Annotated in this window: 15 protein-coding genes; 2 read left to right on the plus strand and 13 right to left on the minus strand. The window is 30.0% G+C overall.

Annotation, left to right across the window (positions count from 1 at the left end; all coding sequences use genetic code 11):
* Positions 1–17: 17 nt before the first annotated feature.
* The 8 genes from BSD9I1_RS10005 to pta form a co-directional block, all read right to left on the minus strand.
* Positions 18–1,106, minus strand: a complete 1,089-nt coding sequence (locus BSD9I1_RS10005; RefSeq protein ID WP_186430202.1) for an elongator complex protein 3 — start codon at positions 1,104–1,106, stop codon at positions 18–20.
* On the minus strand, positions 1,099–1,800 hold the full coding sequence (gene rnc, locus BSD9I1_RS10010; RefSeq protein WP_186430203.1) for a ribonuclease III: 702 nt from the start codon (positions 1,798–1,800) through the stop codon (positions 1,099–1,101). The genes BSD9I1_RS10005 and rnc overlap by 8 nt, the downstream gene beginning before the upstream one ends.
* 125 nt (positions 1,801–1,925) lie before the next feature.
* Positions 1,926–2,159 carry an acyl carrier protein gene (gene acpP, locus BSD9I1_RS10015; RefSeq protein ID WP_035307585.1) on the minus strand — a complete coding sequence of 78 codons (234 nt, stop codon included), beginning with the start codon at positions 2,157–2,159 and terminating at the stop codon, positions 1,926–1,928.
* A 64-nt stretch (positions 2,160–2,223) separates the two neighbouring features.
* Positions 2,224–3,225 carry a phosphate acyltransferase PlsX gene (gene plsX / locus BSD9I1_RS10020; RefSeq protein WP_186430204.1) on the minus strand — a complete coding sequence of 334 codons (1,002 nt, stop codon included), beginning with the start codon at positions 3,223–3,225 and terminating at the stop codon, positions 2,224–2,226.
* Between the two features lie 139 nt (positions 3,226–3,364).
* Positions 3,365–3,547, minus strand: coding sequence for a 50S ribosomal protein L32 (gene rpmF, locus BSD9I1_RS10025; RefSeq protein WP_035307581.1), 183 nt, complete (start codon positions 3,545–3,547; stop codon positions 3,365–3,367).
* Positions 3,548–3,569: 22 nt separating this feature from the next.
* Positions 3,570–4,061, minus strand: a complete 492-nt coding sequence (locus BSD9I1_RS10030; protein ID WP_186430205.1) for a DUF177 domain-containing protein — start codon at positions 4,059–4,061, stop codon at positions 3,570–3,572.
* A gap of 100 nt (positions 4,062–4,161) precedes the next feature.
* Positions 4,162–5,361: an acetate kinase gene (locus BSD9I1_RS10035; protein ID WP_186430206.1), complete on the minus strand. Its 1,200-nt coding sequence runs from the start codon at positions 5,359–5,361 to the stop codon at positions 4,162–4,164.
* Positions 5,362–5,427: 66 nt separating this feature from the next.
* Entirely contained in the window at positions 5,428–6,426 is a 999-nt protein-coding gene (pta, locus tag BSD9I1_RS10040) for a phosphate acetyltransferase (protein WP_035307576.1), read from the minus strand.
* Between the two features lie 270 nt (positions 6,427–6,696).
* Between pta and BSD9I1_RS10045 the strand changes: the two genes are divergently transcribed.
* A complete protein-coding gene (locus BSD9I1_RS10045) occupies positions 6,697–7,914 on the plus strand; it encodes a nucleotidyltransferase (RefSeq protein WP_186430207.1) in 1,218 nt (405 codons plus the stop codon).
* 80 nt (positions 7,915–7,994) lie between these two features.
* Entirely contained in the window at positions 7,995–9,143 is a 1,149-nt protein-coding gene (gene ylbJ / locus BSD9I1_RS10050; RefSeq protein ID WP_242966479.1) for a sporulation integral membrane protein YlbJ, read from the plus strand.
* On the opposite strand, the gene BSD9I1_RS10055 is transcribed toward ylbJ, so the two are convergent.
* From BSD9I1_RS10055 to BSD9I1_RS10075, 5 genes are all read right to left on the minus strand, one after another.
* The gene (locus BSD9I1_RS10055; protein WP_186430208.1) at positions 9,123–9,650 is read right to left on the minus strand and encodes an ATPase; all 528 of its coding nucleotides are present in this window, start codon (positions 9,648–9,650) and stop codon (positions 9,123–9,125) included. The genes ylbJ and BSD9I1_RS10055 overlap by 21 nt on opposite strands.
* A 2-nt stretch (positions 9,651–9,652) precedes the next feature.
* The gene (gene coaD / locus BSD9I1_RS10060; RefSeq protein WP_035307569.1) at positions 9,653–10,144 is read right to left on the minus strand and encodes a pantetheine-phosphate adenylyltransferase; all 492 of its coding nucleotides are present in this window, start codon (positions 10,142–10,144) and stop codon (positions 9,653–9,655) included.
* A gap of 1 nt (position 10,145) precedes the next feature.
* On the minus strand, positions 10,146–10,703 hold the full coding sequence (rsmD, locus tag BSD9I1_RS10065; RefSeq protein WP_186430209.1) for a 16S rRNA (guanine(966)-N(2))-methyltransferase RsmD: 558 nt from the start codon (positions 10,701–10,703) through the stop codon (positions 10,146–10,148).
* Positions 10,704–10,823: 120 nt separating this feature from the next.
* Complete coding sequence (gene recG / locus BSD9I1_RS10070; protein ID WP_186430210.1) at positions 10,824–12,875, minus strand: ATP-dependent DNA helicase RecG; 2,052 nt, start codon at positions 12,873–12,875, stop codon at positions 10,824–10,826.
* A 72-nt stretch (positions 12,876–12,947) separates the two neighbouring features.
* Positions 12,948–14,585 (minus strand): DAK2 domain-containing protein, encoded by a 1,638-nt coding sequence (locus tag BSD9I1_RS10075; RefSeq protein ID WP_186430211.1) that lies wholly within the window; start codon positions 14,583–14,585, stop codon positions 12,948–12,950.
* Positions 14,586–14,589: the final 4 nt, after the last annotated feature.

Below are 14,589 nucleotides of genomic sequence, written 5' to 3' on the forward strand. Positions count from 1 at the left end.
CGTTCAATTATCTTATTCTATATGAGCTTTAAATATCCTTCTTTATGCTTATTTATTATGTACTCATGCATCGACAATTTAAGGGTTTTTTTATCTAGTTTCAAAAGCAAATTACCCAGTTCAATATTAGAATTTTGAATAACCTTAAAATTAACTGTCTTTAAATTACCTATCATGTCATAAAAAAATTCTTTTTTATTAGCATAAAGCTTAGAAATATCCTTGTTATTAATTTCTATTATAATTTCACCATTATATTTTGAAGGAACATTTTCAATGATCATATCATTCATTATGCTGCTCTCTACAAGCTCCCTAAATGCAGGATGAAATGGTCCTTGGACGATTTCTTTTCCTTCATTTATTTCTTCTGTAGGCTGAAGACCTATTCTTATAACTTTAATATTGTTGGATATAAGCATCCCATAAATTACTTTGGTTATCTTTATTGCCTCACTTAATGAATATGGTTTATACGAATTATTTTTAAGCATAAATTCCATAGGCGTATTTTTCACCACTAGCGCTGGATAAATTCTACATATATCCGGTTTCATAGACATTACTTTTTCTGTGGTCTCTATATCCTTTTCAAAGCTATCTCCAGGTAAGCCTAGCATTATTTGATGACCTAACGTGAATCCATATTCCTTAATTAACTTAGAAGACGTATATACTATCCCTTCTTCATGCCCCCTGCCTGATAGCTTAAGAACTTCATTATCTAAGGATTGCACGCCTAACTCTATTATATCTACTCCATATTCTTTTAAGTTATTTAATATCTCTCTGTCTATGCAATCTGGACGAGTAGAAAGTCTTATGTACTTTATTTTTCCTTCATCTTTATAACTTTTAGCTACTTTAAGAAGTGACTTTTGCCTATTCATATCTATTGCAGTAAAGCTTCCTCCAAAAAACGATACTTCTACAACTGCATTATCATTCTTTATGGTCTCCAAATAACTTTTTATTATATTATGAGTATAATCCTCATCTACCACCTCATGAATTCCAGTAATAGAGCTTTGATTGCAAAATACACAATTATATGGACATCCTTCATGAGGTACAAAAATAGGGATTATATAATAACTTTTACTCATTATATTCCTCCATAATTTTAATGGCTTCTTTTGCTGCATTTTGCTCTGCTTGCTTTTTGCTATATCCTGAACCATGACCTAATATTTTATCATTTAGTTTAACCTGAGTATAAAACTTTCTTCTATGAGGTGGCCCCTCATATTTTAAAAGATCATAAATAATCTCAACATCTCCTCGCTCCTGAAGCTTTTCTTGGAGCTTTGTCTTATAATCTAATATTATTTCATCCTTCATAGCTTTTTCTATTATATTAAAAAAATTACGTATTACAAATTCTTTTATAACTTCAATTCCCTTATCTAAATATATTGCTGCAATAACAGCTTCTACGCAATCCGCAAGTATTGAGGTTCTATCTCTGCCTCCAGTCAATTCTTCGCCTTTACTCATATTAATATACTGACCTAATTCCCATTTTTGAGCAACTTCAAATAATGAGTTTTCACATACGATAAGGGACCTTTTTCTAGATAATTCTCCTTCTGATTTGTTCTTATAATTCTTAAACAAATATTCTGTTATAATAAGTTGTAGTACAGAATCACCTAAAAACTCTAATCTTTCATTATATCCTATATTCTTCTTTTGATTAGCATATGAACTATGTGTAACAGCTACATCTAGAAGTCTTTCATCTTTAAATATAACTTTTAATTTTCTCTGCAATGTTTTTAATTCTACATCTCTTTTCATAACCAATAACTCCTCTTAGAAGTTTATTCTTCAACTTGCTTTTTTAACTTAAACAAATTCAAGGATAAACTTTTAGTTTATTTGTTAAATTTTAAAGTCCCGTAAATATCCACGGGACTTCAAAATTATTCTTCAGTATGAGCTTTTATATATTCTACAATATCTCCTACTGTATTAATGTTTTCAGCTTCTTCATCTGGAATTTCTAAATCAAACTCTGTTTCTAAAGCCATTATTAACTCAACTACATCAAGTGAGTCAGCTCCTAAATCATCAACGAAAGATGATTCCATTGATATTTCCTCTGCATCAATTCCTAATTGTTCTGAAATTATATTTTTAACCTTTTTAAAAATCATAATTTTACCTCCCCGAATTCTTTTAATTAGATAATATTATATATTAATCATATCGTCAATACTATTAAATTTCATTTAAGATTATAAGTTCTTCTTTTATAAGTTCAATAATATTGTTGTTATGATAATTAATACATTGTCTTACAGCATTTTTAAATGCTCTTTTATCTGAGCTTCCATGTGCTTTAACACATATTCCATTTACACCTAAAAAAGCAGCTCCTCCATATTCCTTGTAATCGAATTTCTTCTTTATATTTTTAAAAACAGGCTTTAATAAAGCTCCTCCTATCTTAGTTGAAAAAGAGCTCATTATTTCTTCCTTTAATATATCGAATATAGTAAATGCAGTTCCTTCATACATCTTAAGAACAGTATTTCCTACAAATCCATCGCATACTAAAACATTTACATCTCCGGTAGGAATATCTCTAGGTTCTACATTTCCGATAAAATTCAAATTAGATTCTTTAAGAAGAGTGTATGCAGCTTTTGTAAGCTCATTACCTTTTTCCTCTTCTGCACCTATATTAACAAGGCCTACTGAAGGATTATCTTTTTTTAATATTTTCTCAAAATACACTTTTCCCATTGCTGCAAACTGAAGTAAATTATCAGGCTTGCATTCTGCATTAGCTCCTACATCTATAATCATAAATGGTGAATTTTTCCCTGGCATTATTGGAGCTAAAGCTGGTCTATCTATCCCTTTAATTCTTCCTACAATAAATAATGCGCCTGCCATAAAGGCTCCTGTACTGCCAGCTGAAATTATTGCATCAGCTTCTTTTGATTTCACCAAATTAAGCGCCTTATTTAAACTAGAATCCTTTTTTTTTCTTATAGCCATAACAGGTGGTTCATTAGAAGATATTACTTCTTTAGCATCTATTATACTCAATAAATTTTTATCGTATTCATAATTAGATAATTCTTTATTTAAAAGGTCCTCAGGTCCTGTAATAAGAAATTTCAAATTTTTAAACTCACTCAATGCTTCTATACATCCAGCGATTACCTCTTTTGGAGCTAAGTCTCCTCCCATGCCATCCACTGCTATAATCATAGTTACGACTTTCCTTTCAATAAAAAACTTGGTATTTTATCTGTAAAAAGTATATACCAATTTTTTAATAAATACAAGATAAAATGAAATAAAAAATATAATTTTGACATAAAATAAAAGAAAGTCAAAAGACTTTCTTTTATTTTTCAGAAGCTACAACTTCTTTTCCTTTATAATATCCACAGCCTTTACAAACTCTGTGCGCAAGTTTCATTTCATGGCACTGAGGACATTCAACTATTCCTGGCAAGCTTAATTTGAAAGTTTGTGCTCTTCTAGAATCTCTTCTACCTTTAGAGAACCTTCTTGCTGGATTTCCCACAGTAAACACCTCCTTAGTTTTATCAAAACAATTCCTTTAACTTAGCCAGTCTAGGATCTATATTTTCATCTCCACAATTACAAGTTGAGTGATTCAAATTAGTTCCACAACTCTGGCAAAGACCTTTACAATTTTCACTGCAAAGCCTTCTAATTGGTAAGCAAAGTATAATGTTATTTTCTATAATTTCTGTGATGTCAATAACATCACTATCTATAAAGATGCAATCATCATCTTTATTGGCATCATCATTAGAGAATTTTTCCTCAATAGAAAACTCCATGTTTCTATCAAAATTCTCTAAACATCTTGAACAACTAAGTTCAATTTTAACCTTTGCTGTAGCATTAAATGATACTTCATTTCCTAAGGCACTTAATGTTCCCTTAACTTCGATAGGAGCTAGAAATTTAATTTCTTCTTTCCCATCATAAAAACTATCTTCTTCAAAGCAAAGATCTATATCCTTTTTGGTAATCTTTTTTCTTAATAAATCAGATATATCTATCTTCATTTTTCTCACCTCAATGAATTAGCCACAATTTATTATATAAAGATGATAACTAAAAGTCAAGTTTTATTTGTTTTTTTGTTAAAATATGAAAATTCATGCGTTATTTATCTCCAACTATTTCCTTAGTATCTCTAGCTATCATAAGTTCTTCATTAGTTGGTATAACATATACTTTTACTGAAGAATCAGGAGTGCTTATTTCTTTAGCAAATCCTCTTCCTTCACTATTTTTCTTTTCATCTATCTTAATTCCTAAGAATTCAAGATTCTTGCATATTTCACTTCTGCTTAATGCTGAATTTTCTCCAAGTCCTGCAGTAAATACTAAGCAATCCATTCCGCCCATAGCTGCTGCATAAGAACCTATAAATCTCTTTACTTTATAGTGGAATACATCAAGTGCAAGCTCAGCTCTATGATTTCCTGCTTCAGCTGCCTCTTCTATGTCTCTAAAGTCACTGCTTACTCCAGAAATTCCATATACTCCTGACTTTTTATTTAAAAGATTGTTTATTTCATCTATGCCTAGGTTTAATTCTTTCATAAGGAAAGTTATTATAGCTGGGTCTACATTACCAGATCTAGTTCCCATAGCTACACCTTCTAATGGAGTAAAGCCCATACTTGTTTCTACTGATTTTCCTCCATCAACAGCACATACACTAGCTCCATTTCCTAAATGGCATGTAACTATTTTTAAATCTTCTATGTTCTTACCCATCATTTCTGCTGCTACATTTGAAACATATCTATGAGATGTTCCGTGGAATCCGTACTTTCTAATTCCATAATTTTTGTATAATTCGTATGGTAAAGCATATAAGTATGCATACTCTGGAATAGTTTGATGGAATGCAGTGTCAAATACCGCTACCATAGGAGTATTTGGCATAAGAGCTTTACATGCATTTATTCCTATTATGTTTGGAGGATTATGTAATGGTGCAAGTTTTATACAATCTTCTAGGGATTTCATTACTTCATCGTCTATTAAAACAGAATTCGCATACTTTTCTCCACCATGCACAACTCTGTGTCCTACTGAAGATATTTCTGACATGTCTGAAATAACTCCATGTTCTTTATCTACAAGAGCACCTAATACTAATCTTATAGCATCTGTATGATCTTTCATTGGCTCTTCAATTATATATTTTTCTCCATTAACCTTTTGAGTAAGTATAGAACCCTCTATTCCAATTCTTTCAACAAGTCCTTGTGCTAGAGCACCTTCATTACTCATATCTATTAGCTGATACTTTAAAGATGAACTTCCACAATTAATTACTAATATTTTCAATTTAACATTCTCCTTCCAGGTCTATATTTATATTTAATATAATTAATAAAATTAATACAATAAATCTTACTGATTTTGAGCTTGAACTGCTGTAACTGCAACAACGTTTACTATATCTTCTGGGCTGCATCCTCTTGACAAGTCATTTATAGGTTTTGCAAATCCTTGAGTTATAGGTCCTATTGCTTCTGCCTTAGCAAATCTTTGAACTAGCTTATATCCTATATTTCCTGCCTGTAAATCAGGGAATATTAGTACATTTGCCTTTCCTGCTACTGGGCTATTTGGAGCTTTAAGATTTGCAACTTTATCAACTATAGCTGCATCTAACTGTAATTCACCATCAATTTTAATGTCTGGTCTCATTTCTTTTGCAAGCTTAGTTGCTTTAGTAACTTTTTCAACTAATTCATGACTAGCACTTCCCATAGTTGAGAAAGAAAGCATAGCTACTTTAGGTTCCATATTGCAAAGTGTTTTTGCAGTTTCTGCAGTACTTATAGCTATAGATGCTAATTCTTCTGCAGTAGGATTTGGATTAACAGCACAATCTGAGAAAAGTAATAACCCATCTTGGCCATATACAGAATCCGGAACTACCATGATAAATGCACTAGATACAACTGAAGCTCCAGGAGCTGTTTTAACTATTTGAAGCCCTGGTCTTAATAGATCTCCTGTAGTATGAATTGCACCAGAAACCATACCATCAGCATCGTTTTGCTTTACCATCATAGTACCAAAATATAACGGATCTTTTACAACTTTAAGTGCTTTTTCAATAGTCATACCTTTGCTTTTTCTTAACTCATATAATTCTTTTGCATAGCCTTCTGTCTTATCACTTGTTTCAGGATCTATTATTTCTGCTCCATCAACACTAACACCGAATTTATTTGCTATCTCATGCACTCTTTCTTTATTTCCTACTAAAATTATATTTGCAAGATCATTTTTTATTATCATTTCACAAGCTTTTATATTTCTTTCTTCTTCTCCTTCAGGAAGGACAATGTTCATTTTATTAGACTTAGCTTTTTGCCATATTTGTTCCATTAATTTCATAACAAATATTACCTCCATCTTATACATTTTAATTAATTAAAGCACAATATATAATATAGGCCTTTTACCAAAGCTTTTCAAGGGTAAATTTTAAAAAAATATATATTATTTTAAAATTACCCATCCACTTTTTCCCTGAATTTTATGAAAAAGTATAGTATTTTTCAAAAAACGTGTTAAATAATTATCAATGTTTGTATAATTTGAAAATTTGTCTATAATAATTTATGTAAACAATATAAAATAATTACTAATTTTTGGAGGATAATTATGAAAATAGCAGGTATTGTTGTTGAATATAATCCCTTGCATAACGGCCATGTACTTCATATAAAAAAAACCAAGGAAGTTACTAAATGTGATGGTGTTATTGCCGTAATGAGTGGCCATTTTGTTCAAAGAGGTACTCCTTCCATTTTAGACAAATGGACCCGTGCCAAAATGGCACTTCTAAGTGGAGTAGACTTAGTAATCGAGCTTCCTTTAGTATATAGTATTTCTTCAGCTGAATTTTTTGCCTGGGGCAGCATGAGCCTGCTTAATAGCTTAGGTATAGTAGATTCTTTATGTTTTGGCAGTGAAAGTGGTAATATACTAGATATTATGAAGATATCTAATATTCTTGTTAATGAACCTTTAGAATTTAAAGCCAGTTTAAAAAAACATTTAGATAAAGGAACTCCCTTTCCATTGGCTCGAAATTTAGCATTGTACGAATATTTAGGAAATAACGAAAAAAATTGTTTGTCCTTTAACAATTTTTTTACCTCATCTAACAATATTTTGGGAATAGAATATTGTAAAAATTTATTGAAATTAAATAGCAGTATTGAACCCTTTACCATTTCAAGGCAAGGAAATTCTTACAATTCATTGGATTTGGATTCAAAATTTTCCAGTGCCACTGCTATAAGAAATTATCTCCAAAGCAATACAGATATAAATCATATTAAATATTTTACCCCTGATAGTGTATGGAATATACTTGAAAGTTTGAAAAAAAGCTCTTATTTATTTGATTTTGAAGATAAAGTATTAAATTATATAAAATATAAATATATTTCTGGAATTGGAGATACAGAAAAAATACCCGAAGCTTCTGAAGGACTTTCTAATAGAATTAACTCCTTTATTATTGGTTCTAATAATATGAAAGAACTTATACTGAATATAAAAACTAAGCGATATACCTATTCAAGAATAAGCAGGATTTTATATCAATACTTTTTAAATTTTGACACCTTTAACTATGATGCGCTTAGACGAGACCCATGCCCTTATGCTAGAATTTTGGGTTTTAATAGTATAGGAAGAGAAATGCTTAAACAAATGAAAAAAAGCTCTTCTATCCCTATATATACTAAGCTTCCAAAACATCTCCCTGAAATATTAGAAATAGATATTAAAGCAACTAAATCCTACAGTTTAATTAATAATTTTGTAGACCCATTTGCAGATTATAAAACCAAGCCTATAATTCTAGAGTAATAAAATTCAATCCTTACAATATATTTATATTAAAGTATTTTTATAAGGATAGTTTTATGATAAGAATTATATTATATTTAATGATTATAATATCAATAATACTAATTTGTTTATTACTAAAAAATAAGTCTATGTTAATAACTTTAATTTGTTCCATATTGATAATAAGTTTTGCTTTAAATCCCAGTATTTCAATAGCTGGCACCATAGAAGGAGCTCATTTGTTTTTTTATAAAGTGTTTCCTTCATTATTCCCGTTTTTAACCATATCAAATATAATGTTGTACTGTAACGGCGTATTTATATACTCTAAATTTTTCGGAAAGTTTCTTTGCCTTCCTCTTAGGTTACCAGTACAATGCAGTTTTGTTGTAATAATAAGCACCTTGTGTGGATATCCGCTTGGAGCAAAATACGCCTGTGAGCTATATGAAAAGAAGATTATAGATTTCAATACTTGTAAAAGACTTCTAAATATAGCCTCTAATGCTAGCCCCTTATTTGTTATTGGTTCCGTAGGAGTATCAATGTTCAAAAGTTTAAGAATGGGTTATATATTATTAATTGCCAATTATCTGTCCTGTTTCATTATGAGCTTAATAATAAAACCCGATGAAAAAAAGATTCCATATAAATCCGCTGTAAATACTACCTATGATTTAAATTTAGGGTCAGCACTTAGAACTTCTATTGAAGATTCTATAAAAACATCTTCATCTGTAGGTGGATTTATAATATTGTTTTCAGTCATAAATAACATAATAAAAAATAGCATCATTTTTGATGCTATTTTAAAAAATATTAGTATACTATTTAATATTCCTACAAAAGTTATACAAGGATTTTTACTAGGACTTATTGAAATGACAAATGGATGCAATATACTCTCTACTACAGATATTAATCCTGCCATAAAGCTAAGTATTGCAAGTTTTTTAATTGGATTTAGCGGACTATGTATACTTTGGCAGTGTAATTCTTTTATGAGTAAATTTGATTTTTCCCTTATTAGATATAGCAAATATAAATTATTACAAGGGATAATAAGTTCAATTATATGTTTTTTAACATATAATATCCTTTATACTACTTCCCCTACATTTAATAACTCATATTATAAGATATCTACAATCAATTTATATATGTACATTTTTTTAATTATTATATTACCAGTGGTAATTTATAAAATTATTATTACACTTAAAAAGTTACTTTTTCATACTTCTTAGTTCTTGTATATTTTCTCTTATGGTATCAGATGTAAACTTTACTTCGCTCTCTAAGCTACTTATAAAACGCTCCATTTCATCCTTGATACTATTTAACATTTTATCGCTTTTTTCTGAGATTTCTTTTTCTAGCTCAGTTAAAATTTCATCTGCATATTCTCTAGCCCCAAGCCTTAAAGCTTTCGCATCATTTTGGGCTGAAGAAATTATTTCTTCGGCTCTTTCCTTTGCTTCAATGGTGATATCATGGCCTTCTATTTGCCTTTTTAAAACTTCAATGTTCTCTTTTTTTATCTCTTCTGCTTCCTTTTGTGCTTCACTTATTATTCTATCCTTTTCTTCATAAACCCATTGAGCTTTCTTAAATTCTGATGGCATATAATTTATTATTTTATATACTGCTTCAGTAATTTCTTTTTTATCTACCATTATCTTGCCGGTCATAGGCACTTTTGATGCCGTTTCTATTATCTCTTGAATATATTCAAGTAACTTAAGTACGTCCATAATTAAATCCCCCTATTTTTCTCTATCCTTTCTAGTACATCTTGTATAATTTCATCAGGCACTAATCCCTGTATACATCCTCCAAACATAGCTACTTGTTTTACAGAAGATGAACTTAAAAATGAATATTCTGCCGCTGTCATCATAAATATTGTTTCCATATCAGGATTTAATCTCTTATTCATTAATGCCATTTTAAACTCATACTCAAAATCTGATACTGCTCGTAGTCCTTTTATAATAACCTTTATGTTTCTTTCCTCCATAAAATTAACTAAAAGTCCACTAAAGCTTTCTACTTTTACATTTGGTATATCCTTAGTAGCTCTTTTTATAAGCTCTACTCTCTCATCTATTTCAAACAATCCTTTTTTATCGGGATTTACCAGTACTCCTACTATGACTTCATCAAATGTCTTGGATGCTCTTTTAATTATGTCTAAATGCCCATTAGTTATAGGATCAAAACTACCTGGGTAAACACCTATGTTCATTTTATTCCTCCCTATACTCGTAAAAGCAAACAGTTGTATTGCCATATTTTCTATAATCAGTTAACTTAATATTATCTGTTCCCTGATATATCTCTTCAATTGAATCAATTTTACTCACTATAATCCCATCTCTATTAAGCAAGTTGTTATCGTCAATTATCTGCATAGCTGGTGGAATCATTTCTCTTACATAAGGTGGATCTATAAAAATCAAATCAAAAACCATTCCCTTACTTGCTAGCATCTTTAAGGCCTCATAAGAATCCATATTTAAACATGTACATTTATCTTCGAAATTCAAATTTTTTACGTTTTGCTTAAGAATACTAAAGCTTTTTTCTCCCATATCTACTAAATAGCACTCCTTAGCACCTCTACTTACTGCTTCCAATCCTAAGCTTCCTGTACCTGCAAAAACATCTATTGCCTTTGTTCCATATACACGAAATTGAATCATATTGAATATATTTTCTTTTACTCTATCTAAAGTAGGTCTAGTTCCCATACCTTCAGGAGGTAAAATCTTTTTTCCTTTTGCAATACCTGCAATTATTCTCATACAAATTCCTCCTCTTCCTTTTTTCGTTAATTTCTCTAACATTTTATCACATTTAGTTCTTTATTTAAAGAATAACCTATTTTATTTAATAAGGTTGTTAATAATATTATAATTAGGAATCTAATTAAAGCATATATATTTTGAGCTATTTTGCAACTTATTATAAATATAATTTATAAGTTGCTTATAATTTTCATCTTCACTTTTAATTATATACTTTGCCTCTTTATTAGCTTCTTTTAATAAATTCATATCTTCAGCTAAATTAGAAAGAATAAATCCTTCATCCCCATGCTGCCTTAATCCAAATATTTCTCCAGTTCCTCTGATTTTCAAATCCTGTTCTGCTATATAAAATCCATCACTGCTGTTTACCATAGTCTCCATTCGCTTTTTAGTAACCTCATTTTTAATTTCTGATAAAAGTATACAATAAGACTTATATTGCCCTCTTCCTACTCTTCCTCGCAGCTGATGAAGTTGTGCAAGCCCAAACCTTTCTGAATTTTCTACTACCATCAGCGATGCATTTGGAACATTAATCCCAACTTCTATAACTGTTGTAGAAATTAAAATCTTTATTTCATTACTTTTGAACCTTTCCATAATAGCATCCTTATCTTTAGATGACATTTTACCATGCAAAATAGCAATTTCTATATTTTGAAAATAACTTTCCTTTAATTCATTATAAAGCTTTTCTACTGAACTCAATTTTAAATCTTCATTTTCCTCTACCAAAGGACAAACTATATATACTTGTCTTCCTTCATCTATCTCCCTTTGGGCAAAATTATATGCTCTATCTTTTTTCTTAATATCTATACAGTATGTATGAATTTTTTGTCTCCCGGGAGGAAGTTCATCAATTAATGATATATCTAAATCTCCATACAAATATAATGCCATTGTTCTTGGTATTGGAGTTGCCGTCATAACTAGTACATCTATATTGGCTCCCTTATTAAAGAACTTACTTCTTTGCATAACTCCAAATCTATGCTGCTCATCGGTAATAATCAATCCTAAATTATAAAACTGCACATCATCTTCTATTAATGTATGAGTACCTATAATTATATCAATATTCCCAGCCTTTAAATCTTCTTTTATATTTTCTTTTTGTTTTTTAGTAGTACTTCCTGTCAAAAGTTCTACTTTCACATTAAAGGTATCTAAGATTTTTAATATTTCTTTATAATGTTGTTTTGCTAAAATTTCCGTAGGCACCATAAATGCACCCTGATATCCATTTTTAACTATGTTAAACAATGCTATGATTGCAACTATAGTTTTTCCACTTCCTACATCACCCTGTACTAGTCTATTCATACATCTACTTTGCTTTTGATCTGCCAATATTTCCGTTATAACTCTTTTTTGTGCATTTGTAAGCTCATAAGGTAGTGAAGACATCAACTCATTCACTTCGTCATAAATTTTAAATGCAGTTCCATTATTACTCTTATTTCTATAATTTCTTAGCAACAATGTTTTTAATGAATATGTAAACAATTCTTGAAATTTCAATCTTCTTTTTGCTTCATGAAGTTCATTTATATCTTTAGGCTTATGAATTATTGATATAGCCTTATTTAAAGAACAAAATTTATACCTATTAATTATTTCTTCTGGCAAGTTTTCTTCTATAGAAATTTCTTTTAATACCTGGTCTATTAAATTAACTAACAGCTTATTTTTTACCCCTTCTTTTAAAGAGTAAATAGGCATTATACTTCTTGTTAAACTAGTATCCTTACTTAAAATATTTTCTTTCACAACTGAAGGATTTATAAGAGTATTTTCACCCTTGTAAATTTGAATTTTCCCCTTTAATAAATATATGTTTCCAATAACAAAATGATTTTTCATGTATGGCTGGTTAAACCATTGACACTTAAATATATTTTCTCCCTCACTGAATAAAAGAGTAGTAAGTACCTTCCCACCTTTAGTACGTATATCTCTTTTTATCTCCAATAAAGTAGCATTAATTATTACCTCTTCTTTATTATTTGCATCATTTAAATTTTCATATAGAGTTACCTCTTTATAATCCCTAGGAAAGTATAATAAAAGATCTATAACAGTAAATATGCCACACTTATTTAAATTTTCTCGAGCTTTAGGTCCTACTCCCTTTATACAGCTTATATCACTGTACACATTCATATTATCACTCCATATATTAAGTTAAAATAATCTATACTTTCCTATACAGTAAAAAAAGCCTTAAGGCTTTTTTTACTCAACAGAAAATATAAAATAATATAAAGGTTGATTTCCTTCATAATATTGTATATCTATATCGCTATATTTATCTTCTAACTCATTTACAAAAGTTTCTACCTGTGCCTTATCACAATCTTCTCCATAAAAAATTGTTATAAGTTCACTATTTTCATTAACCATTTTTTCTATAAGATTTTTACAAACCTCGAATTTATCGTCACCTATTTCTTCTATTTTTCCTTCTCTTAGTCCTATTATATTGCCTTCTTTTATAACCTTGTCATCAATTTCTGTATCTCTTACTGCATAAGTAATAGAACCTGAAGCTACATTTTCTATAGAAGTATTCATAGCTTCGATATTATCTTCAACTGTGGCATCTGCATTAAAAGAAGTAATTGCAGTGATTCCTTGAGGAATTGTCTTTGTAGGAATTACATGTACACTCTTTTCTGCAAGCTCTGCAGCTTGAGTTGCTGCCATAATTATGTTTTTATTATTTGGAAGTATAAATATATTGTCTGCCTTTATTTCATTAATAGCATTTAATATATCTTCAGTACTTGGGTTCATTGTTTGGCCACCTTCTATCACCACATCAATACCTAAGTCTTCAAATATATTTTTTATTCCTTCTCCTAAAGAAACAGATACAAAACCATACTGCTTATTTGGTAGGTTTTCTTCTTCCATTTCATTATTATCTTCTTTGTAATCATCTTCTAAAATATGTCTATGCTGTTCTCTCATATTATCTATTTTTATTTTTGAAAGTTCTCCAAGGCTTACAGCCTTAGATAATATAAGACCTGGATCATTTGTGTGTATGTGAACTTTAACCAGTCCTTCTCCACCTACCACTATCATAGAATCACCAAGTGGTTCTAACTCTTCCTTAAATTTGTCTATATTTACTTTTTCAGAAAGAATAAAGAACTCAGTGCAATATCCATATTTTATATCTTCAGTAGATAATGTTTTTTGAACTGAAGCTTTACTTTCTTTTACTGTTTCATTTATTATTTCCACAAACTCTATATCATCTTTAAGAACTTCAAGCATTCCTTTAAATATTACTAAAAGTCCTGCTCCACCAGCATCTACTACCTTAGCCTGTTTTAAAACTGGAAGCATCTCAGGAGTTTTCGCCAAAACATCTTCACTATGAGAACATACTTCTTCCATAAGCTTTGTAATATCTGTTTCAGTGCTCCTTATAGCAGCTTCTCCTGCTGCACGTATAACGGTAAGAATTGTTCCTTCTGTCGGCCTCATTACAGCCTTATATGCAGATTTTGAACCTTCCATTATACCTTCTGCAAGTTCCTTTGCTGTTATCTCTACTTTACCTTCTAACCCCTTTGACAATCCCCTAAGTATTTGAGAAAGTATAACTCCAGAGTTTCCTCTGGCACCCATTAACGCTCCCTTAGCAAGTATTCTAGCAATTTTACCTATATCTGCTCCGTTTAAATTTTGTATTTCGTTAACTGCTGACTTAAACGTCATTGACATATTTGTCCCAGTATCACCATCCGGTACTGGAAAAACGTTTAACGAATTAACATATTCCTTTTTTTCCTCTAGTTTATTGCTAGCATTTACCATCATATTATAGAAATGCTGTCCATCAATACTTAAGTGCTGCATATTA

This window comes from Clostridium sp. BSD9I1, from assembly GCF_900185645.1.
GTDB lineage: Bacteria > Bacillota > Clostridia > Clostridiales > Clostridiaceae > Clostridium_AK.

Coding starts and splice junctions, on each gene's coding strand:
- BSD9I1_RS10055 (WP_186430208.1), bottom strand. CDS start 9,650: ATGGACGTACTTAAGTTACTTGAATATATTCAAGAGATAATAGAAACG.
- recG (WP_186430210.1), bottom strand. CDS start 12,875: ATGAATGTGTACAGTGATATAAGCTGTATAAAGGGAGTAGGACCTAAA.
- rnc (WP_186430203.1), bottom strand. CDS start 1,800: ATGAAAAGAGATGTAGAATTAAAAACATTGCAGAGAAAATTAAAAGTT.
- BSD9I1_RS10030 (WP_186430205.1), bottom strand. CDS start 4,061: ATGAAGATAGATATATCTGATTTATTAAGAAAAAAGATTACCAAAAAG.
- pta (WP_035307576.1), bottom strand. CDS start 6,426: ATGAAATTAATGGAACAAATATGGCAAAAAGCTAAGTCTAATAAAATG.
- plsX (WP_186430204.1), bottom strand. CDS start 3,225: ATGATTATAGCAGTGGATGGCATGGGAGGAGACTTAGCTCCAAAAGAG.
- coaD (WP_035307569.1), bottom strand. CDS start 10,144: ATGAACATAGGTGTTTACCCAGGTAGTTTTGATCCTATAACTAATGGG.
- rsmD (WP_186430209.1), bottom strand. CDS start 10,703: ATGAGAATAATTGCAGGTATTGCAAAAGGAAAAAAGATTTTACCTCCT.
- BSD9I1_RS10075 (WP_186430211.1), bottom strand. CDS start 14,585: ATGCAGCACTTAAGTATTGATGGACAGCATTTCTATAATATGATGGTA.
- BSD9I1_RS10005 (WP_186430202.1), bottom strand. CDS start 1,106: ATGAGTAAAAGTTATTATATAATCCCTATTTTTGTACCTCATGAAGGA.
- acpP (WP_035307585.1), bottom strand. CDS start 2,159: ATGATTTTTAAAAAGGTTAAAAATATAATTTCAGAACAATTAGGAATT.
- BSD9I1_RS10045 (WP_186430207.1), top strand. CDS start 6,697: ATGAAAATAGCAGGTATTGTTGTTGAATATAATCCCTTGCATAACGGC.
- ylbJ (WP_242966479.1), top strand. CDS start 7,995: ATGATTATAATATCAATAATACTAATTTGTTTATTACTAAAAAATAAG.